General features: G+C 72.4%; 21 protein-coding genes. 11 read left to right on the forward strand and 10 right to left on the reverse strand.

Annotated elements, in window-relative coordinates; all coding sequences use genetic code 11:
• Positions 1-293: 293 nt before the first annotated feature.
• A complete protein-coding gene (locus BLT97_RS15990) occupies positions 294-1,757 on the forward strand; it encodes a GNAT family N-acetyltransferase (RefSeq protein ID WP_093610570.1) in 1,464 nt (487 codons plus the stop codon).
• Here the strand turns inward: BLT97_RS15990 and BLT97_RS15995 are convergent.
• A complete protein-coding gene (locus tag BLT97_RS15995) occupies positions 1,699-2,889 on the reverse strand; it encodes a trans-sulfuration enzyme family protein (RefSeq protein ID WP_093610572.1) in 1,191 nt (396 codons plus the stop codon). The two genes, BLT97_RS15990 and BLT97_RS15995, sit on opposite strands and share 59 nt — an antisense overlap.
• 59 nt (positions 2,890-2,948) lie before the next feature.
• Here BLT97_RS15995 and BLT97_RS16000 point away from each other — a divergent pair, with 59 nt between their 5' ends.
• Together BLT97_RS16000 and BLT97_RS16005 are read left to right on the forward strand one after the other, a co-directional pair.
• Complete coding sequence (locus BLT97_RS16000; protein WP_093610914.1) at positions 2,949-3,428, forward strand: Lrp/AsnC family transcriptional regulator; 480 nt, start codon at positions 2,949-2,951, stop codon at positions 3,426-3,428.
• Positions 3,429-3,622: 194 nt separating this feature from the next.
• A complete protein-coding gene (locus BLT97_RS16005; protein ID WP_093610574.1) occupies positions 3,623-5,308 on the forward strand; it encodes a DUF885 domain-containing protein in 1,686 nt (561 codons plus the stop codon).
• A gap of 104 nt (positions 5,309-5,412) precedes the next feature.
• On the opposite strand, the gene BLT97_RS16010 is transcribed toward BLT97_RS16005, so the two are convergent.
• Positions 5,413-6,258, reverse strand: coding sequence for an SDR family oxidoreductase (locus BLT97_RS16010; RefSeq protein WP_093610576.1), 846 nt, complete (start codon positions 6,256-6,258; stop codon positions 5,413-5,415).
• 163 nt (positions 6,259-6,421) lie between these two features.
• A complete protein-coding gene (locus BLT97_RS16015; RefSeq protein ID WP_093610578.1) occupies positions 6,422-6,910 on the reverse strand; it encodes a rhodanese-like domain-containing protein in 489 nt (162 codons plus the stop codon).
• 95 nt (positions 6,911-7,005) lie between these two features.
• On the opposite strand from BLT97_RS16015, the gene BLT97_RS16020 reads away from it, so the two are divergent.
• On the forward strand, positions 7,006-7,452 hold the full coding sequence (locus BLT97_RS16020) for an Lrp/AsnC family transcriptional regulator (protein ID WP_093610580.1): 447 nt from the start codon (positions 7,006-7,008) through the stop codon (positions 7,450-7,452).
• Positions 7,453-7,517: 65 nt separating this feature from the next.
• Here BLT97_RS16020 and BLT97_RS16025 read toward each other — a convergent pair whose 3' ends face one another.
• The 3 genes from BLT97_RS16025 to BLT97_RS16035 form a co-directional block, all read right to left on the reverse strand.
• Positions 7,518-7,751, reverse strand: a complete 234-nt coding sequence (locus tag BLT97_RS16025; protein WP_093610582.1) for a hypothetical protein — start codon at positions 7,749-7,751, stop codon at positions 7,518-7,520.
• A 114-nt stretch (positions 7,752-7,865) separates the two neighbouring features.
• Entirely contained in the window at positions 7,866-10,868 is a 3,003-nt protein-coding gene (locus BLT97_RS16030; protein ID WP_093610584.1) for an AAA family ATPase, read from the reverse strand.
• Positions 10,865-12,028, reverse strand: coding sequence for an exonuclease SbcCD subunit D (locus tag BLT97_RS16035; protein WP_093610586.1), 1,164 nt, complete (start codon positions 12,026-12,028; stop codon positions 10,865-10,867). The genes BLT97_RS16030 and BLT97_RS16035 overlap by 4 nt, the downstream gene beginning before the upstream one ends.
• Positions 12,029-12,285: 257 nt before the next feature.
• On the opposite strand from BLT97_RS16035, the gene BLT97_RS16040 reads away from it, so the two are divergent.
• A complete protein-coding gene (locus BLT97_RS16040; protein WP_093610588.1) occupies positions 12,286-12,783 on the forward strand; it encodes a cupin domain-containing protein in 498 nt (165 codons plus the stop codon).
• A 103-nt stretch (positions 12,784-12,886) separates the two neighbouring features.
• Here BLT97_RS16040 and BLT97_RS16045 read toward each other — a convergent pair whose 3' ends face one another.
• Positions 12,887-13,516, reverse strand: a complete 630-nt coding sequence (locus BLT97_RS16045) for a YigZ family protein (protein ID WP_093610590.1) — start codon at positions 13,514-13,516, stop codon at positions 12,887-12,889.
• A 127-nt stretch (positions 13,517-13,643) separates the two neighbouring features.
• Between BLT97_RS16045 and BLT97_RS16050 the strand changes: the two genes are divergently transcribed.
• Together BLT97_RS16050 and BLT97_RS16055 are read left to right on the forward strand one after the other, a co-directional pair.
• Entirely contained in the window at positions 13,644-14,525 is an 882-nt protein-coding gene (locus BLT97_RS16050) for a substrate-binding domain-containing protein (protein WP_093610592.1), read from the forward strand.
• 163 nt (positions 14,526-14,688) lie between these two features.
• A complete protein-coding gene (locus BLT97_RS16055; RefSeq protein ID WP_093610916.1) occupies positions 14,689-15,096 on the forward strand; it encodes a CoA-binding protein in 408 nt (135 codons plus the stop codon).
• Here BLT97_RS16055 and BLT97_RS16060 read toward each other — a convergent pair.
• Positions 15,071-15,559 carry a winged helix-turn-helix transcriptional regulator gene (locus BLT97_RS16060; protein WP_093610594.1) on the reverse strand — a complete coding sequence of 163 codons (489 nt, stop codon included), beginning with the start codon at positions 15,557-15,559 and terminating at the stop codon, positions 15,071-15,073. The two genes, BLT97_RS16055 and BLT97_RS16060, sit on opposite strands and share 26 nt — an antisense overlap.
• Before the next feature lie 91 nt (positions 15,560-15,650).
• Here BLT97_RS16060 and BLT97_RS16065 point away from each other — a divergent pair, with 91 nt between their 5' ends.
• The 3 genes from BLT97_RS16065 (at position 15,651) to BLT97_RS16075 (ending at position 17,558) form a co-directional block, all read left to right on the forward strand.
• Positions 15,651-16,151: a PaaI family thioesterase gene (locus tag BLT97_RS16065; protein ID WP_093610596.1), complete on the forward strand. Its 501-nt coding sequence runs from the start codon at positions 15,651-15,653 to the stop codon at positions 16,149-16,151.
• Positions 16,152-16,302: 151 nt separating this feature from the next.
• Positions 16,303-16,614, forward strand: coding sequence for an STAS domain-containing protein (locus BLT97_RS16070; RefSeq protein ID WP_425442716.1), 312 nt, complete (start codon positions 16,303-16,305; stop codon positions 16,612-16,614).
• Positions 16,611-17,558, forward strand: a complete 948-nt coding sequence (locus tag BLT97_RS16075) for a sensor histidine kinase (RefSeq protein WP_093610600.1) — start codon at positions 16,611-16,613, stop codon at positions 17,556-17,558. Before BLT97_RS16070 ends, BLT97_RS16075 begins: the two co-directional genes overlap by 4 nt.
• A gap of 21 nt (positions 17,559-17,579) precedes the next feature.
• Here the strand turns inward: BLT97_RS16075 and BLT97_RS16080 are convergent, their stop codons facing one another.
• Entirely contained in the window at positions 17,580-18,461 is an 882-nt protein-coding gene (locus BLT97_RS16080; RefSeq protein ID WP_093610602.1) for an SDR family oxidoreductase, read from the reverse strand.
• 82 nt (positions 18,462-18,543) lie between these two features.
• Between BLT97_RS16080 and BLT97_RS16085 the strand changes: the two genes are divergently transcribed.
• Complete coding sequence (locus BLT97_RS16085) at positions 18,544-19,125, forward strand: TetR/AcrR family transcriptional regulator (protein ID WP_093610604.1); 582 nt, start codon at positions 18,544-18,546, stop codon at positions 19,123-19,125.
• A 25-nt stretch (positions 19,126-19,150) separates the two neighbouring features.
• On the opposite strand, the gene BLT97_RS16090 is transcribed toward BLT97_RS16085, so the two are convergent.
• Entirely contained in the window at positions 19,151-19,357 is a 207-nt protein-coding gene (locus BLT97_RS16090; RefSeq protein WP_093610606.1) for a hypothetical protein, read from the reverse strand.
• Between the last annotated feature and the right edge of the window lie 68 nt (positions 19,358-19,425).

Below are 19,425 nucleotides of genomic sequence, written 5' to 3' on the forward strand. Positions count from 1 at the left end.
GCTATGACGCACGGAGGGTGGCGCGAGAGCCACTGGCATAATCCAGAGGAATTTGCCACGGTCCGACTGCTGGCTGATCACGGATGTTCGATTCGTGACCGGATTCGACGAACATCAGCTCGCATCAGTCGCCACAGAGGCCTCCGGCACCTCGCGATCACGACCGTTCCGGAGCCGCTGGATTCCTGTGGGGTTCCGCAAGAAACATGACGGCAAAAAGGACAGATGGCGTCTTAACCGCTCAGTCACAAAGCGTTCGTGATCACGCAACACCGATCGTCCAGAGTGCTGCCATGACGGAAGTGACCTCTGAGACCGACCGGAAGCGCCGCGCCGGGCGTATGCGCCGCGCAACACGCCACCATTGGCGCCGCGATGTCGTCGAACTCGCCGCGCTGTTCACGGCCGTGGCGGTCGCCGACACCATCGCGAAGACGGTGGTCAAGGGCCCGCGCGGTCCCGTGATGCTGATCGCCTCGGCCGTCGCACTGCTCGCCACGGCCGGGTTCCACACATGGTGGGCACGACGACATAGCCATGCACCACCGTCGCCGCCACCGCCCGTGACGACGGGCGCCACAGCCGCGGCCCTCGCGGCTGCCCCTGGGACCACCGCCGCGGCCGGCTCCGGGGCCGCACCCCTGGAGACACCGACCGCCCTGTGGCGGATGCGCACCACCGTGCGCGACGAACCGGGGTCCCTGGCCGCGCTGTGCGCCGCGCTCGCCGGCCTGCGCGTGGACATCCTGAGCCTTCAGACCCATCCGCTCGCCCGGGGCACGGTGGACGAGTTCCTGCTGCGCACCCCGCAGCAGCTGCCCAGCGCCGAGGTCACCCGCGCCGTGGCGGCGGCCGGCGGCTCGGGCACGTGGATCGAGCGGGCCGACGCCCACGATCTCGTGGACGCGCCGACGCGGGTCCTGGGCCTGGCCACCCGTACCGCCCTGGACGCCGCGGAACTCCCGCTCGCACTGCGCCAGTTGCTCGGCCGCTGCACCATCCGCTCCGTACCGGCCGCGTCACGCGCCCGCGCGGCGCAGAACGCCCCCGTCGAGGGCCGGGTCGACGACTGTGTGATGCGGCTGCGGGACGGGGAGGGCGGGGAGATCGTCGTGGAGCGGCCCTATCTGCCGTTCACGCCCACCGAGTTCGCCCGCGCCCGGGCCCTCGTGGAGCTCGACGCACGGCTCGGGCCACGGATCCCGCGCGCCCAGGACGTGCTCACGCTGCCGGAGGGCAACGCGATCACGGTGCGCCGTGCCGATATCGCCGACCTGGACGCGGCGAAGGCGATGCACGAGCGCTGCTCGCCGGAGACGCTGCGGCTGCGCTACCACGGCCCGGTCGGTGACGTGGACTCGTATCTGAACCATCTGCTCGGACCGCGCCACGGCCGCACCCTCGCCGTCCAGACAGCATCGGGCCGGCTCGTCGGCCTCGGCCATCTGCTCTGGGACGGGGACGAGACCGAGGTGGCGCTGCTCGTCGAGGACGCCTGGCAGCGCCGCGGCATCGGCACCGAACTCCTGGAGCGGCTGGTCGAGATGGCCGTGGAGGCCGGCTGCGCGAGTGTGTACGCGGTGACCCGGGCCGCCAACACCGGGATGGTGGCGGCGATGCGCGGCCTGGGTCTGCCGCTGGACTACCAGATCGAGGAGGGCACGCTGGTGATCACGGCCCGCCTCGCCGCGGTGCCGGTCAGCTCACCGCGTCCGTACGCCGTCCGGCCCGCTCCTCAGGAGCCCGGGACCCACTGAGCGCACGGTCCAGGTCGGCCCACAGGTCCTCGATGTCCTCCAGACCGACCGACATCCGCAGGAGCCGGTCGCTCACCCCCGAGGACCGACGGTCCCCGGCGTCCACGATGCGGTGGCTGATGGACGCCGGGTGCTGGATGAGCGTGTCGACGCTGCCGAGGCTGACCGCCGGGGTGATCAGCCGTACGGAGGCGATCACCTCGTGCGGGTCGCCCACGGTCTCGAAGGCGACCATTGCGCCGCCGATCCGCGGGTAGTGCACGGCGCTCACCCGCGGGTCGGCGGCCAGACGCGCGGCGAGATCTGCGGCGGACGCGGAGGCGGCCCGCATCCGGACGGGCAGCGTGGCCAGGCCGCGCAGCAGCAGATAACCGGCGAACGGATGCAGCACACCGCCCGTCGTGAAACGCACCTGGCGCAGCTTGCGCGCGAACTCCTCGTCGCAGGCCACGATCCCGCCCATCACGTCGCCGTGCCCGCCGAGGTACTTGGTCGCGCTGTGCAGCACGAGCCGCGCACCGCTCTCGACGGGCCGCTGGAGCACGGGGGTGGCGAAGGTGTTGTCGGCGAGCAGCGGCACCGAGCCGCAGGAGTGGGCGATGGCGCGCAGGTCGAGTTCGCGCAGGTTCGGGTTGGCCGGCGACTCGACGAGCACCAAGCCGGTGTCGGGGCGGATCGCGTCGGCGATGCCGGCCGGGTCCACCCAGGTGACCTCGGTGCCGAGCAGCCCGGCGTTCAGGAGATGGTCGCTGCAGCCGTACAGCGGACGGACGGCCACGACGTGGCGCAGGCCCAGGCTCGCGCGCACCAGGAGCACAGCGGTCAGGGCGGCCATCCCGCTGGCGAAGGAGACGGCGCTCTCGGTGCCTTCGAGCTTGGCGAGGGCGGTCTCGAAGCGGGCGACGGTCGGATTGCTCAGCCGCGCGTAGACGGGCGGGCCGTCGTCGAGCGCTCCGGTCGCGGCGAACGCGTCGATCCGGGCGGCTTCCTCGCGGCTGTCGTACGACGGGTAGGTGGTCGACAGGTCGAGCGGCGGGGCGTGCAGTCCGAGCCCGGCGAGGTCCTCGCGGCCGGCGTGCACGGCTTCGGTGGCGAGCGCCCGGGGTGCGGCGCTGAGGTCGTCGGTAGCCATGCACGGATTCTGAACAGCGCACCGGGATGCGCCGCGAGATCCCGTGCTACGTTCGGCCGGTGAGCGATTCCGTCGTACTGGACCCGGTCGATCTGGACATTCTGCGTCTGCTCCAGAACGACGCACGGACCACCTACCGCGACCTCGCGGCCGAGGTGGGCGTGGCCGCCTCCACCTGCCTGGACCGGGTGGCGCGGCTGCGCCGGGCCGGCGTGATCCTCGGGCACCAGCTGCGCCTGGATCCGGCGAAGCTGGGGCGCGGGCTGCAGGCGCTGCTCATGGTCCAGGTGCGGCCGCACCGGCGGGAGCTGGTCGGCCCGTTCGTGGACCGGATCCGGGCGCTGCCCGAGTCGCGTGCCGTGTTCCATCTGACCGGCCCCGACGACTACTTGGTGCATGTGGCGGTGCGCGACACCGCGGATCTGCAGCGGCTCGTGCTGGACGAGTTCACCGCGCGGCGCGAGGTGGCGCGGGTGGAGACCCGGCTGATCTTCCAGCAGTGGGACTGCGGGCCGCTGCTGCCGCCGGCGGCCGGCTGAGCTTCTGGGCGCCGTGGGTACGGCGGGTCGCTTGCCCGCAGGACGTGTCCGGTGTGCGGCGTCCGGTGTCCGGTGTCCGTGTCGGACGATGCGTCGCTTTCGCGTACTAGGAGCGGAAGTTGCCCTGGTCCAGCCGGAAAGCCGAGAGCTGAATCCGGTGACGGCGGGCGGCTCCTCGTACCAAGATTGTCCACATGCCAGACACCACGCGCAGTCTTCTCCCCCGTCAGGTCGCCGACGCCTATGTCGACGACCTGATCGCCCTCGACCCGATCACCGGCACCTATCTCGGCGACCCCGGCAGTGCCACCCGGCTCCCCGACCTGTCGCCGGAAGGCACCCGGCAGCTCGCCGAGCTCGCGCGCACCACCCTGCGCCGGCTCGACGCCGCCGAGCAGGGCCCGGGCGCGGAGAGCGAGCACGAGCGGCGCTGCGCGCGGCTGCTGCGCGAGCGCCTGACGGCGCAGCTCGCGGTGATCGAGGCGGACGAACCGCTGTGCGCGCTCAGCAACATCATGTCGCCGGCGCAGGAAGTGCACGACGTGTTCGCGCTGATGCCGGTGGACACGGAGGAGGACTGGCGCGCGGTCGGCGCCCGGCTGCGGGCGCTGCCGGCGGCGCTCGCCGGGTACCGCGAGACGCTCGCGCTCGGCCTGGAGAAGAAGATGTACGGCGGTCCGCGCGCGACGGCCACGTTCATCGGGCAGCTCACCGAGTGGGCGGGGCAGGAGCGGGGCTGGTTCGAGGAGTTCACCGACCCGGCGCCCGCCTCGCTGCGGCCGGAGCTCGACGAGGCGGGCCGCCTCGCGACGGCCGCCGTGGTGGAGCTGCGCGACTGGCTGCGCGAGGTCTACGCGCCGGCGGTCGCGGACGCGTCCGACACCGTCGGCCGGGAGCGGTACGCCCGGTGGTCGCGCTACTTCAACGGTACGGATCTGGATCTCGACGAGGCCTACGCGTACGGCTGGGCGGAGTTCCACCGGATCCTCGGCGAGATGCGCGTCGAGGCCGAGAAGATCCTGCCCGGCGCCGAGACGCCGTGGGTGGCGCTCGCGCACCTCGACGAGCACGGCCGGCACATCGAGGGCGTCGAGGAGGTGCGCGCGTGGCTGCAGCAGGTGATGGACGAGGCGATCGAGGCGCTGGACGGCACCCACTTCGAACTCGCCGAGCGGGTACGGAAGGTGGAGTCCCGGATCGCCCCGCCCGGCGGCGCCGCGGCCCCGTACTACACCTCGCCCTCGGAGGACTTCTCGCGCCCGGGCCGCACCTGGCTGCCGACCATGGGCCAGACCCGCTTCCCGGTCTACGACCTGGTGTCGACCTGGTACCACGAGGGCGTCCCGGGCCACCATCTGCAGCTCGCGCAGTGGGTGCACGTCGCCGACACGCTCTCGCGCTACCAGGCCTCGGTCGGCATGGTGAGCGCCAACGCCGAGGGCTGGGCGCTGTATGCGGAGCGGCTGATGGACGAGCTGGGCTTCCTGCGGGACGCCGAGGAGCGGCTCGGCTATCTCGACGCGCAGATGATGCGGGCGATCCGCGTGATCATCGACATCGGCATGCACCTGGAGCTCGAGATCCCGGCGGACTCGCCGTTCCACCCGGGTGAGCGCTGGACTGCGGAGTTGGCGCACGAGTTCTTCGCGAGCCACTCCAGCCGGCCCGCGGACTTCGTGGAGAGCGAGCTGATCCGCTATCTGTCCACGCCGGGCCAGGCCATCGGCTACAAGCTGGGTGAGCGCGCCTGGCTGCTCGGCCGCGAGAACGCCCGCCGTGCACACGGGGATTCGTTCGACGCGAAGGCCTGGCACATGGCGGCGCTGTCGCAGGGTTCGCTGGGTCTGGACGACCTGGTGGAGGAGCTTTCGCGGCTGTGAGCGGTACGGGTCCGGGGGCGCCGTTCGCGTGGCGGCGCCCCCGGAGCCCGCGCGGCCGCCGCCGCCCTCGGCTGCGTGCGGACCCGCACCGGTCCCGTCCGGGATCAGCGCTGGAAGCCGCCCTCCGAGTCGATGACATTGCCCGTGATCCACTCGGCCTCGTCGGTGGCCAGCCACGCGATGAGCCGTGCGGGGTCGTCGGGCATCCCCCAGCGTCCTGCGGGGAACATCGAGGCGATGCGGTCGTAGACCTCGCCCGTGAGGTAATCGGTGTCCACCGGGCCGGGGTTGACGGTGTTCACGGTGACGAGCTGCTCGCCCAGTGCCGTGGCGAGGGTGCGGGTGGCGGAGGCGAGGGCGCCCTTCTGCAGGGCGTACGCCACCTCGTGCGGCATCCCTCCGCCGATGTCCTGGCCGGAGGTCATCATCATCACCCGCCCGCCGCGGGCACGTTCAGGCAGGCCGGCGCGGTGCCGGGCGTAGGCCTGGACGAGGAGGATGACGGAGCGCGTGTCGATGGCCCAGTGACGGTCGAGTATCGTGCTGTCGATCTCGTGCAGCGGGCCGTCGTCGCCGCTCAGCGCGTGGTTGGCGACGAGGATGTCGAGCCGTCCGCCGAGCGCCTCGGCCGCGGTCTCGATCAGCTGCGCCGGGGCCGCCGGGTCGGACAGATCGCCCGGGCCGTGGACGACCTCGGCGTCGGGGTCGCCGCGCACCTCCCGTACGGCCGCGGCCACGGATTCCGGCCGGTCGCCGCCCCAGGGCATGGCGTCGTCATGCGGGACGTGGTGGTGCAGATAGACGCTCGCTCCGTACGCGGCGAGCCGGCGCGCGACGGCGAAACCGATGCCACCGCGCCGGCTCGCGCCCGTCACCAGGGCGGTGCGGCCGCGCAGCGGGAGCGGGTCACGGCGGAGCTGTTCGGGGGTGGGGTGCGGAAGTCGGGGCATGACGGATCATGATGGCGCCGCGGTCGGCTCGCCTCAAGCCATTAGTTCTTGCGGTCGGTTCGCCTGGGCCATGAGTCCGGCCTTGCGGCGGGTGGGGCGGCTCGCGCTCCTGTCCCACGCGAGCCTTCGCGTGCCGGGCCGATCCGTCCGCGCCCCGGCCGCCTCAGCAGCCGCAGTCGCCCTCGAGGGGTGCGGTCAGCGGGTCGGCGTCCCGGCGGGTCGAGCCCTCCCAGGTCTCGTACGCGAACCCTTCCCTGGCCCAGTACTCGAAGCCGCCGAGCATCTCCTTGACCCGGAAGCCGAGTTGGGCGAGGGCGAGGGCCGCGCGGGTCGCGCCGTTGCAGCCGGGGCCCCAGCAGTACGTGACCACCGGGACGGACCTGTCGAGCAGCTGCTCGGCCTGCTCCGGGATGAGGGCGGTCGGCAGGTGGACCGCACCGGGGATGTGGCCCTGGTCCCAGGAGGCGGTGGAGCGCGTGTCGATCACCACGAAGCCGGGGTCGCCGTCGGCGGCCAGGGCGGCCGCGACATCGGAGACGTCGGCGTGGAAGGCGAGCGAGGCGGCGAAGTAGGCGGCGGCCGCGGCCGGAGCGGCCGGGGGCACCCGCAGAACGGGGTTGTCGCTGGTCACGGTGGTCTGTGCTGTCGTCATGCCCAACAATCTACGGCCGGTGATCATGCGGAGAACAGGGAGATTCCCCGGCGTACCCCTTGATCCGCCGGGGATTGGCCTGCTATTCCTCGGTCATGACCGGCTATTCCCCAGACGCCACCGACTGGCTCATCCTCGACGCCCTGCAGCGCGACGGCCGCGCCAGTTTCGCGGAGCTCGCCCGCACCGTCTCCATGTCGTCGAGCGCGGTGACCGAGCGGGTGCGACGCCTCGAGGAGGCGGGCGTGATCAAGGGGTACACCGCCGTGGTCGTCCCGGAGCAACTGGGGCTTCCGATCCTGGCGTTCGTACGCCTGCGGTATCCGAACGGAAACTACAAACCGTTCCACGACCTGCTGGAGGTGACCCCGGAGATCCTCGAGGCCCACCATGTGACGGGCGACGACTGCTTCGTCCTGAAGGTCGCGGCGCGCTCGATGAGCCATCTCGAAGAGGTCTCCGGGAAGATCGGCGCTCTGGGGTCGGTCACGACGAGCGTCGTGTACTCCTCGCCGCTGCCGCGCCGGGCCATCAGCCGCTGAGCGCGCGGCGGCCGAACGCAGGGCGGGCCCGCCATGCGACGGGCCCGCCCTCGCGCCGCACCTGTTCAGCCGGCCAGCCGCTCGCGCAGCAGCCGCTTGCCCATTTCGGCGCCCTTGCGGCTGTCGGCCTGCGCCTTGCGGAACAGCTCGACGACCGCTTCGTCCTTCTCGCGCTCCGCGTCCTGGATGTAGGTCTCCAGGCGCAGCGCGTTGTTCAAGCAGGACTCGACGTACCAGACCAGGTTGTAGTCCTTGTCCTTGGTGCCGGTGACGCCTCCGGTTTCGCTGCCTGTGGGCATGGTGGCTTCCCTCCCTCGGATGGGTGCGCGCCGCCGCGTCCCTTGCTCCAGGCGGCGCGGCCCACGAGTACCCGAGCTGCCAGGGCGTACGCGTGCCGCCGGGGACGTGCTGCCTCAGGCCTGCACGCCGCGCTGCCGCACCACCGAGCCCGCGCGCCCCTTGACCACTTCCAGCTGGGCGTGGATGCGCCGCCGCAGGTCGGCGACATGGCTGACGATGCCGACGCTGCGGTCGCGTTCGCGCAGGGAGTCGAGGACGTCGAGCACCTCGTCGAGGGTCTGGTCGTCGAGGCTGCCGAAGCCCTCGTCGATGAACAGGGTGTCGAGCCGGACGCCGCCCGCTTCGTCCGTGACGACGTCGGCGAGGCCGAGGGCGAGCGCGAGGGAGGCGAAGAAGGTCTCGCCGCCGGAGAGCGTCGCGGTGTCCCGTTCGCGGCCGGTCCAGGCGTCGATGACGTGCAGTCCGAGGCCGCTGCGGGCGCCGCGGCCCGCGCGGTCGTCGGAGTGGACGAGGGTGTAGCGGCCCGCGGACATGCGCTGCAGCCGCATGCTCGCGGCGGCCGCGACCTGTTCGAGACGGGCCGCGAGGACATACGACTCCAGACGCATCTTGCGCTCGTTGTCCGCGGAGGTGCCCGCCGCGAGGGTGGCGAGACGGGCGACGCGCTCGTACTCCTCGCGCAGCGGCGCCAGTTGGCGAGCCTCGGCGGCGGCCTGGCGCGAGAGCCGGTCGAGCTCCTTGCACCGGTCCTCGGCGGCCGACCGGACGCTGAGCGTGTGCCGCAGGGTCTGCTCGGCGCGCTCGGCGGCCTGCTCGGCCGTGGCGAGGTCGGCCGGCGGGAGCTCGGCCGCGGCCTGTGTGTCGGGTTCGGCGAGGACGGCCCGTACGGCGAGGTCCTCCTGCTGCCAGGAGTCGAGGCGGTGCTGCAGGGTGCGGTGGGCCGCTTCGTCCAGGGCCGCGGCCGCCGCGGCCTGCGGGGTCTCGAAGCCGGCCCGGTAGGCGGCCTCGGCGAGCCGGCCGTCGGCCTCCTTGAGTCGCTCGGCCGCTTCCTGCGCGGCCCGGGAGGCCTCGGCGGCGTCGGTGAGCAGCTCGGCCTGCCGCTCCAGCTGCCGGGCCCGGTCCGCCACGGTGGCGGCGTGGCCGCGGGCTCGGTCCAACTCCTCCTGGAGCGCGGCCTGTTCCCGCGCGAGGCTTTCGCGCCGCGAGGTGCGCGAGGCGGCGCGGGTCCCGGCTTCCTGGCGGGCGGTGACGCGCCGCTCGTACTCCTGCTCGTCGCGCGCGAAGGCTTCCCGTGCGGCGTGCAGCGTGGACGCGAGCGCGCGGACCTCGTCGTAGGTGCGCTCCAAGTCCCCCAGTCCGGAGGCCAGTTCACCCGCGGTTGCGTCGCCGGCCGTCGCGGTGACGGCGTCGAGGGCCGCACGGACGGAGGCGAGGGCGCTTTCGGCTTGGGTGCGTGCCTGGTCGGCGCGCTGGTACGCGGCCAGCGCGGCCTCCTCGGCCTGGCGGTCGACATGCCCCTCGCTCTTACGGGCGGGGGCAGGATGCTCGACGGACCCGCACACCGCGCAGGGTGCGCCGTCGGTCAGCTGCGCGGCGAGTTCGGCCGCGATGGTGAGCAGCCGCTGCTCCTTGAGGTTCAGCCAGTGTTCGCGCGCGTCGCCCGCGTGCCGGGCCGCGTCGAGCGCTTCCAGCTCCGCCTCGGCGACCGAGGCGGTGAGCGCGTCGCGGCGCCGCGCCGCGTCCAGCTGCTCGCGTGCCGGACCGATCCGGCCCTCCAGCTGCCCCGCACGGGCGGCGGCCTCCTGCGCCGCGTCGATGCGCGCCTGATGGTCATGCCGTACGGCGTCCCAGTCGGCCAGCCAAGCGGAGGCGTCCTGCAGTGCCTCCTCGTCGGCGCGCTCCTCGCGCTCCAACTCGGCCCGCTCGCGGGACAGTTCGCCGAGCCGCTGTTCGGCGCGGCGGGCGGCGGCCAGTGACCCGAGCTCCTCGTGGGCCTTGCGCGCGGCGGCCGCGAGGGCGGCGGCCTCGGCCCCGGCGAAGGTCTCGGGCAGCAGCTGCCGCGCGCGGCTCTCGGCCGCCGCGGTCCGCTGCTGCTCGGCGGAGGCGGCGGCCCGCAGGGACAGGGCGGGAGCCACGGACTCCGCCTTGCGGGCCCGCTCCATCCGCTCCTGGTCGGCACGGTGTTCCTCGGCGCGCTCGGCGAGGCGCCCGGCACGCGCGTGCGCCTCGGCGTGGCGGCGCTGGAGGCGGTGCGTCTCCCGTACGCTCTCGAGCCGCTGCTGCGCACCGGCCCGCGCCAGCTGGGCCGCGTCCTGGGCCGCACGGGTCACCGCGAGCACTTCCCGCGCGGCGGAGCGCGCACATGCGGCCCACGTCAACACGCCTTCCGCCAGGCCGGGTTCGCCGGCGGCGAGCTCGGGGAGCGGCAGTTCGCAGGTCCGGCCGGCCGCCTGGCCCATGCGCTGCGCGAGGGCGAGCAGGCTCGCGTCGGCCGCCTTCACCTGGGCTTCGGCGCCGCGCCGCTGTTCGGCCAGATGCTGCTCGACGGCGGCGAAGCGCCGGGTGTCGAAGAGCCGGCCGAGCAGTTTGCCGCGTGCTTCCGCGTCGGCCCGCAGGAAGCGCGCGAAGTCGCCCTGCGGCAGCAGCACCACCTGGCAGAACTGCTCCTTGCTCATGCTGAGGAGCTGTCCGACCTCCTCGCCGATCTCCTGGTGGGAGCGGCTGAGGTCCTTCCAGCCGCCCGCCCGTGCGTCGTACTCGCGCAGCCAGGACTGGGCCTTCTCCATGGTGGTGCCGGTGCCGCGCTTCTTCGGGCGCTCCCACGGAGGCTGCCGCCCGATCTCCAAATGGCGTCCGCCCACCGTCAGTTCGAGCACGACTTCGGTGCGCGCCCCCGCGGCCGCATGGTCGCTGCGCAAGGTGGCCCCCGCGCTCTGCCGGGCCCCGGGCACCGACCCGTACAGCGCGTAGCAGACGGCGTCGAGTACGGAGGTCTTGCCCGCTCCGGTCGGTCCGTGCAGCAGGAAGAGACCCGCCTCCGACAGGGCGTCGAAGTCGACCTCCTGGGTGCCGCCGAAGGGGCCGAAGGCCGTGAGGGTCATCCGGTGCAGTCTCATCGGGCCACCTCACGCACGGTGTCGTCCACGCGCACGGCGTCGAACGCGGCCCGCAGCACGGCCTGTTCGGCCCCGTCGGGACCCGTACCGCGCACGTGCGCGACGAAGTCCTCGGCGACCTCCTCGTCACTGCGGTCCTTGAGCCGCTGCGCGTAGGACACCTGGGGATCGCCCGGCGCGCGTTCGGGCGCGAACACCAGGTTGAGCACGTGCGGGAAGCGCTCGGCGAGCTGCGCCATCGGCTCGGCAGGCCGTACGGGATCGGTGAGCGTGGCCTCCACCCAGTGCTCCGTCACACGGTCGAGCCCGGGATCCGCGAGCAGCTCTTCGAGCCGCCCCTCGATCCGGGCCAGCGGGCGGGGCACCGGGCAGTCGATCCGCTCGGCCTCGACCGCCCCGTCCGGACCGAGGTCGATCAGCCACATGGTCTTGCGGTGGTGCTGCTCGGAGAAGGAGTAGGCGAGCGGGGAGCCCGAGTAGCGCACCCGCTCCGTGAGGGTCTGGCAGCCGTGCAGATGACCGAGCGCCACATAGTCCACGCCGTCGAACACCCCGGCCGGCACGGACTGGACCCCGCCGACCGTGATGTCCCGCTCGCTGTCGCTCGGCTCGCCTCCGGTCACGAAGGCATGCGCGAGGACGACGGACCGGGTGCCCTCACCCCGTACGGACATATCCTCCCGAACCCGGTCCATCGCGGCGGCGAGCACCGTCTCGTGCGCGGGCTTGTCCACCTTGAACTCGTCCTTGACCAGGGCCGGTTCGAGATAGGGGAGCCCGTAGAAGGCCACATCGCCATGCTCGTCGGAGAGCACCACGGGGGTGCCGCACTCGGCCGGTGCGGTGCGCAGGTGGATGCCGGCCCGGCCGATGAGCCCCGCGCCGACGCCGAGCCGGCGGGCCGAGTCATGGTTCCCGGAGATCATCACGACCGGTACGCCGAGGTCGGCGAGCCGGTGCAGCGCGTCGTCGAACAACTCCACGGCGGACAGCGGCGGCACCGCCCTGTCGTACACATCCCCGGCCACGGCGACCGCGTCGACCCGCTGCTCGCGCACGACGGCGACGAGGTGGTCGATGAACGCGGCCTGGGCGTCGAGCAGACTCACGCGATGGAATGCCCGCCCCAGGTGCCAGTCGGATGTGTGCAGCAGCCTCATGATCCCCGAGACTAACGGGCGGGTCGGACAACCCGGGCGGCTCCCCGTGTATCGGCTCCATCAGACGGCGATCCGGTCACGTCCTGTCGCGTCCTGTCTCTTCGGGTCGTGCCCTGTCTCTTCGGGTCGTGCCCTGTCCGTGCCGGCGGGTCGGCTTCCTCGGGCACCCGCGAAAAGCCCCGGCACGGCAGCTCCTCTCGACTAGGGTCGATCAAGCTGTCAGGTGCGCGACACCCACCCTCTGCGAGGAGAAGCACATGTCCTACCCCGAGCCCCGCTACCTCGGCGAAAAGGGCGAGGTCAACGCCGTGTTCCGGGGGGCCGACCACGAGCCGGAGCTGGTCGGCAAGGGCGGCAACCGCACGCACTATCTCGCCACGCACGCCACGACCGGCGGCGAATTCGGCCTGTACAAGGTGGACTTGGGCCCCAAGGCGCCCGGCCCGAAGACGCACTTCCACCGTTCGATCTCGGAGTCCTTCTTCGTGCTGTCCGGCGAAGTGGGCCTCTTCAACGGCGAGGAGTGGGTCACCGCGCGTCAGGGCGACTTCCTGTACGTGCCCGTCGGCGGGCTGCACGCCTTCCGCAACGACTCGGACGACCCGTCCTCGATGCTGCTGCTGTTCTCGCCGGGTGCTCCCCGCGAGGCGTACTTCGAGCAGGTGGCGGAGATGGCGCAGCGCGGCGGCGAGGAGTTCCAGCGGTTCCTCGTCGACCACGACAGCTTCTTCGTGCCGGAGGCCGACCGCGACTGACCGGCCGAGCCGGCCGTGAGGTCGCGCGGCACGTGGCCCCACGGCCGGCTCGCCCGTGAGGCCGCGTATCACTCCGCCCGAACCGCCCCCGTGGCATCGCGCGTCACTCCGCCGACCCGTACGCCTCCGCTCCCAGCTCGAGCCGGGCCGTTCCCGCCGTCGCGTCCGCGAGCCAGCCGCGGAAGGTCTCGACCTCGGCGTCCGGCAGGCCGATCTCGAGCGTGACGGCCTCTCCGTACTGCATGTCGCGCACTTCGTGGCCGGCGGCCCGCAGGTCGTTCTGCAGTTTGCCCGCGCGCTGGTGGTCGACGGTCACGGTGGCCAGGCGGTAGCGGCGTTTGGTGATCGTGCCCAGCGCGTCGAGCGCCTCGCCCACCGCTCCCCCGTACGCACGGATCAGCCCGCCGGCGCCGAGCTTCACTCCGCCGTAATAGCGCGTGACCACCGCCACGACGTACCGCATGTCGCGCCGCGTGAGCATCTGCAGCATCGGCAGGCCGGCGGTGCCGCCCGGCTCCCCGTCGTCGCTCGCCTTCTGCACCCCGCCGTCGGCGCCGATGACGTACGCCCAGCAGTTGTGGGTCGCGGTGGGGTGCTCCTTGCGGATCCTGGCGATGAACTCCTGCGCCTCCTGCTCGGAGGCCGCCGGGGCCAGGGCGCACAGAAAACGGGAGCGGTTGACCTCGGTCTCGTGCACGCCCTCGTGGGCCACGGTGCGGTACTCGTCCTGCATCCGATCAGCGTATGCGCAGACCGGACCGGCCTCCGCGGCGGATCCGCGCTCGGCTCCGCGCCCGGCCCGGTCCCAGGCTTGGCCCGTGACGGGCCTGGGCAGGTACCCCCGAATAGATGGAGGACGCATGACATCCCAATCCGCACGCTCATCCGCCCCCTTACCCGGGCCCTGGGAGTACACGGACGACCGCGGGCATCTCGTCGTCGCCCTGCACCGCCCGCAGACCGTGGTCGCCTACATCCAGGCGGGTGCCGCCCTGTGGGATCACGGTCTGCGGCCCGCCGGGATCTTCGGCTCGGACCACGACGACCCGGCCGCACCCGACCCCGCGAAGGCCGGCGAGCTGCCACTGGCCGGACTCCCCTATTACGGAGCCGGCGACGAGCTCGAACTGGACGCGCTGCTCGCGGCGGACCCGGACCTCGTGGTGACCGTGACCTACGGCGGCGGCCAGCCGTACGGGATCGCGCCCGAGACCGCCAAGCATCTGGAGGAGCACGTCCCGGTGATCGCCCTCGACGTCAGCCGAGGCCGGTCCCTGGCCGAGGTCCGGGCCAGCTTCGACGCGCTCGCCGGCGCGCTGGGTGCGGGCCCGGATCCCGACGCGGAGGCCGAACTCGTCGCGGCACGCGAGCGGTTGAGGCTGGCGGCGCAGGCCGCGCCCCGCCTGCGCGTGCTCGCCCTCTCCCCCGCGGACGAGCAGACGGCGTACCTGGCCCGCCCGCACACCTGGCCCGACCTGAGCACCCTCTCGGAACTCGGCGTGCAGCTGGTGGAGCCCGGCGAAGGCCCGGGCGCGAACTGGGCCACGGTGCCCTGGGCCCAGGCCACGGCACTCGGAGCGGACCTGCTCCTCGTCGATGTCCGGGCGCACGCGGCAGCCCTGCCGCCCGAGGTCGCCGCCGCGGCACGGACCGCACCGTGGAACCCGGAACTCCCGCCGAGCGCACAGGCCCACACCCGCTTCCACGACACGGTGACGGCGGCACTCCAGCAACGCCCCTGACTCTCCCCTGGCTCCCCTGGCTCTCCGCTGCACACATGCGCTGCGGCCCGGCCGGCGAGGGAATCCCCGCCCCGGGCCGTACGTTCTGTTCGATACGCGAGACACGAGTGATCGCGAGCGATGACGAGCGACGACGATGACCAGCGACAGCGAGGAGCCGTCCATGTACGCCGACCAGGCAACGATCCGCAAGATCCTCACGGAGACCGGCGACACCTGGGCCGTCGTGGGCCTCTCCAACAACCAGGAGCGTGCGGCGTACGGGGTCGCGCGGGTGCTGCAGCAGTTCGGCAAGCGCGTCGTGCCGGTGCACCCCAAGGCCGAGACGGTCCACGGCGAGCAGGGCTACCCGTCCCTCGACGCCATCCCCTTCGACGTCGACGTGGTGGACGTGTTCGTCAACAGCGACCTGGCGGGCGCGGTGGCGGACGAGGCCGTCGCGAAGGGCGCGAAGGCGGTCTGGTTCCAGCTGGGCGTGATCGACGAGGCGGCGTACGAGCGGACGCGGGCGGCCGGTCTGGAGATGGTGATGAACCGGTGCCCGGCTATCGAGATTCCCGCGCTGGGGTAGCACGGCGCCGCGCCCCGGGCCCGGGGCGCGCGATCACCTGCGTCGGATCGAGGGCCTCGTGCTCGGCCGAGCACTCGACGACCACGCGCACCGGGGCCCCGCACTCGGCATGGTGCACATCGAGGACGGGGCCCTCGGGGTCGGGGGCGTGGGTGTCGCCCCACTGCTTCAGCGCGACGAGTACGGGCCACAGATCCCAGCCCTTGCGGGTCATCCGGTACTCGTTGCGCGTGCGGCTTCCCGGCTCCTGGTAGGGGACGGCCCGCAGGATCCCGGCTGCGGTCAGCTTGCGCAGCCGGTCGCTCAGGACGGCCTCCGAAAGGCCGATGTGCCGGCGGAAATCGTCGAAGCGCCGCACCCCGTTGGCGGCATCCCGGACGACCAGGAGCGTCCATTTCTCCCCGACCAGTTCGAGTGTGCGCTGGACGGGACAGTTCTCCGTACTCGTCTCGAGGAACTCCATGCCTCCACCCTAGAGGCTGGCTTCACCTTTGACAGCCAGTGGAACACTGGGCTAGCTTCAGCTGACGAAGTCAGCCGGAGGGATGCAGCACATGGGACGCGTACGCACCTATGAATGGGACGACCCCTCGATCACCGCCGCCGCGGTGGGCACCGCCTCCGGCCTGGAATTCCTGCGCTCCGTGCAGAAGCGACAGCTGCCCGCGGCCCCGATCTCGGCCACCCTCGACTTCACGCTGGACGAGGTGGCGGAGGGCAGGGCCGTGTTCTCGATGACCCCGGGCGAGGAGCACTACAACCCGATCGGCAGTGTGCACGGCGGCGTCTACGCCACCCTCCTCGACTCGGCGGCGGGCTGTGCTGTGCAGTCCACGCTCCCGCCGGGCATGGGCTATACGTCACTCGACCTGTCGGTGAAGTTCCTGAAGCGCATCACCTCGGACACGGGCCGGATCCGCGCCATCGGCACGATCATCAGCCGCGGCCGCCAAACGGCGCTCGCCCAGGCCCAGTTGGTGGACGAGGGCGACCGTGTGCTGGCGCACGCGACCAGCAGTTGCATGATCTTCCCGGTGCCCGCCGCCGCAGGGTGAGTGCGGCGGCGGGCCTGCCGCGAATCCCACAGGGATGAGACTCGTCGGCCCGGGCAGGAGTACTTTCGGCGCGACGGTCTACAGGAAAGCCGGAGGCGATGTGAGCGACCCACGGGGTGGGTGCCCGCCGACAGGTGAGCCGGCCGGAGGGGTGGGTGAGTTGAGCTTCTGTTCCCTGCCGGACCGAGCCGGCCTGAAGGTGAGCGGCGAGATCTGCCTGCCCACGTTTCCCGTCTGGGAGCGGGCGCTCGAACGGCTGGTCGCCGAGCCGCTGCACCCGTACCACCTGGACGTGGCCGCGGTCACGTTCACGGACGTCGCCGGCGTGACTGCTCTGGCGGTGACCGCGCAGCGGCTGGACGACGGGCAGCGCATCGTTCTGCACCGCCCGCCCCGGACCATGAGCCGCATGCTGGAGCTGTTCTGGCCCGAGCTGGTGACGATCGAGGTGGCCGCCTCATGACGGTGAGCGCGTACACCGAACCCTTCGACCATCCGGCCCTGTTCTACCGGGACGAGCAGGAGTACGTGGCCGGCACCGTGCCCTTCGTGCGCGCCGGCCTGGACGCGGGCGAGCCGGTGGCGGTGGCCGTTCCCCCGGCCAATCTGGACCTGATCCGGGACGAACTGGGCGACCTGGCACGGCACATACGCCTGCTCGACATGACCCAGGAGGGGCGCAACCCCGGCCGCATCATTCCCCGCGTCCTGCGCGCCTTCGCCGACGCGCACCCCGCGCAGAGGGTCCGCATCATCGGTGAGCCGATCTGGGCCGGCCGCTCCGAGACGGAGTACCCCGCCTGCGTGCAGCACGAGGCCCTCATCAACCTGGCGTTCCAGGGGCGCGAGGCGACCATCCTCTGCCCGTACGACACCACGCGGCTGGAGGAGTCCGTGCTGACGGACGCCTACGCGACCCATCCCACCGTCATCGCATCCGGTACGGAGGAGACCAGCCACGCCTACGCGCCGGACGAGATCGTCGCCCGCTACAACCAGCCCCTGACCGCGCTCCCCGAGGCGTGGGAGACGACGTACGGCGCGGGGATGCTGGCCGAGATCCGGCACCAGGCGCTGCGACGGGCGCACGACCTCGGTCTGCCCGCGGACCGGATGGACGATCTGGCGCTGGCCGTGGCCGAGTTGACCACGAACAGCGTGAAGCACGCGGGCGGGTCGGGGACCCTGCGAATGTGGTCGCAGGACCGGTACATCGTCTGCGAGGTCCGTGACGCCGGGCACCTGGACGACCCGCTGGCCGGCCGGCGCCCGCCGCCCCGGGGTCAAGTGGGCGGCCGCGGACTGCTGTTGGTGAACGTGGTCGCCGACCTCGTCCGCGTGCACACCACGCCCGAGCAGGGCACCGTCATCCAGTGCCACTTCCGCTGCGACGCCACCGCCGCCTGATCTGCCGCCCGGTGAAAGCGGTCACGCGCGCAGGTTCTCCAGGTCGCTGAGCAGCGGCGGCCGGGACGGCTGCCAGCCAAGGGCACTGCGGGTGTGCGCGCTGGAGGCAGGCTGGTCCGTGGCGAAGATGGGACCGAGAGGGCCGAAGTTCTCCTGCGGGACCGAGGCGACGGGCAGACCGAGCCGGCGTCCGATGACGGCGGCGATGTCGGCGACGGCATCGCCTTCGTCGGCCACCGCATGCCAGGACGTTCCCGCGGGCGCCTTCTCCAGGGCAAGGCGGAACAGGACCGCCGCGTCGAGGGCGTGGACCGCGGGCCAGCGCTGGGCGCCGTCGCCCGGGTAGCCGGCGACACCCGCACGGCGGGCGATGCCGGTCAGCATGCCGGCGAACCCGCCGTCGCCCTGGTTGTGAACCGTGCGCGGCAGCCGCACAGCCGAGCTGCGCACCCCTTGCGAAGCCAGCGCCAGGGCACGGTTGACCGACTCGCTCCGTCCCGCGACGGGCCCCTCCGCGGACAGCGGGTCGTCCTCCGTGGCGGGTCGGCCGGCCGCCACGGGCGTACCGGCGACAGTGACCAGCGGCCGGTCGGTACCGGTGAGCACCTCCCCCAGCGTCGCGAGCGCGTCGGCCTCCTCGGCAACACCGTGGGCGAGCGCCTCGGGCGAGCTGAAGTCGTTGCTGAACGCCAGGTGGATCACACCGTCCGCCTGCTCGGCGCCGGAGCGCAGGACGTCCAGATCGGCGAGGCCGCCGCGGAGCACGTCCGCACCCGCGGCTTTCGCACGTGCAGCGGAGACCTCGGAACGGGCGAGGGCAGTGACGGTGTGACCTGCGGAGAGAAGCTCGGAGACGACTGCGGAACCGATGAGGCCCGTGCCGCCGGTGACGAATACGCGCATGGGAGACACTCCAGTGATGCGACAGGTGTCTCATCACCATACCTCGCGATGCGACATCTGTCGCATCGCGTAGGATCGGCGTATGCCCAGATGGAAGCCGGACACCCGCCAGCGCCTGGTCATGGCGGCGCTTCAGCTGTTCGCCGAGAAGGGCTACGACGCGACGACGGTCAGCGAGGTGGCCGAGCGTGCCGGACTCACCCGCAGCACCTTCCACCGGCACTTCGGGGACAAGCGGGATGTCCTCACCGCGGGGCAGGAAACGCTGAGCCGCCTGCTGAGCGAAGGCATCGCGGCGGCCCCGGCGGACGCCACACCGATGACGGCTCTGGCCGCCGGCCTGGAGCACGCCTCGGCCGGGATGACCGCCTTCAACCGCGAGGTCGGCCCGTTGATGCACGCCGCGATCGAGGCGAACGACGAACTGCGCCGGCGCAGCACCGCCAAGAGGGCCGGCCTGGCCGCGGCCATCACCGAGGCGCTGACCCGACGCGGTACCTCCCTGGCCACGGCACAGGTGGCGGCCGAACTCGGCGTCCTGGCCTTCCATCTCGGCTTCAGCCGGTGGACCGACCCCAGTCGCGACGAGAACCCGGGCGAGCTGGCACCTCTCGCCCTTGCCGCACTCGACGAACTCCACGCCGCGGCCAGGCGCCTGCGCTGACGGCCGCCACCGGGCGCCTGCGCCGTCAACGCGTTTCGAACGTCCAGCCCTGGTAGTTGTACACCGTGGCGCTGTCGCGGACGGCGCCCAGAATGGAGTCGCACATCCTGTCCGCAGCGTCGCCCGACTCGCCGCGGGTCAGGGCGATGCCGTAGACCACGCCCCGGAACTCCTCCGCCGAACCCACCGTCACACCCTGTCCGGTGCTCGCGTTGGTGCACTTGATCTGCATGCCGTCACCCGCTCTCGTCGTATGCCGTCGTCCTGCCCCACAACGTGACGTCGCCGCCGCGCCGGCGC

Origin of the sequence: Streptomyces indicus, from assembly GCF_900100315.1 — a bacterium.
Lineage (GTDB): Bacteria > Actinomycetota > Actinomycetes > Streptomycetales > Streptomycetaceae > Streptomyces > Streptomyces indicus.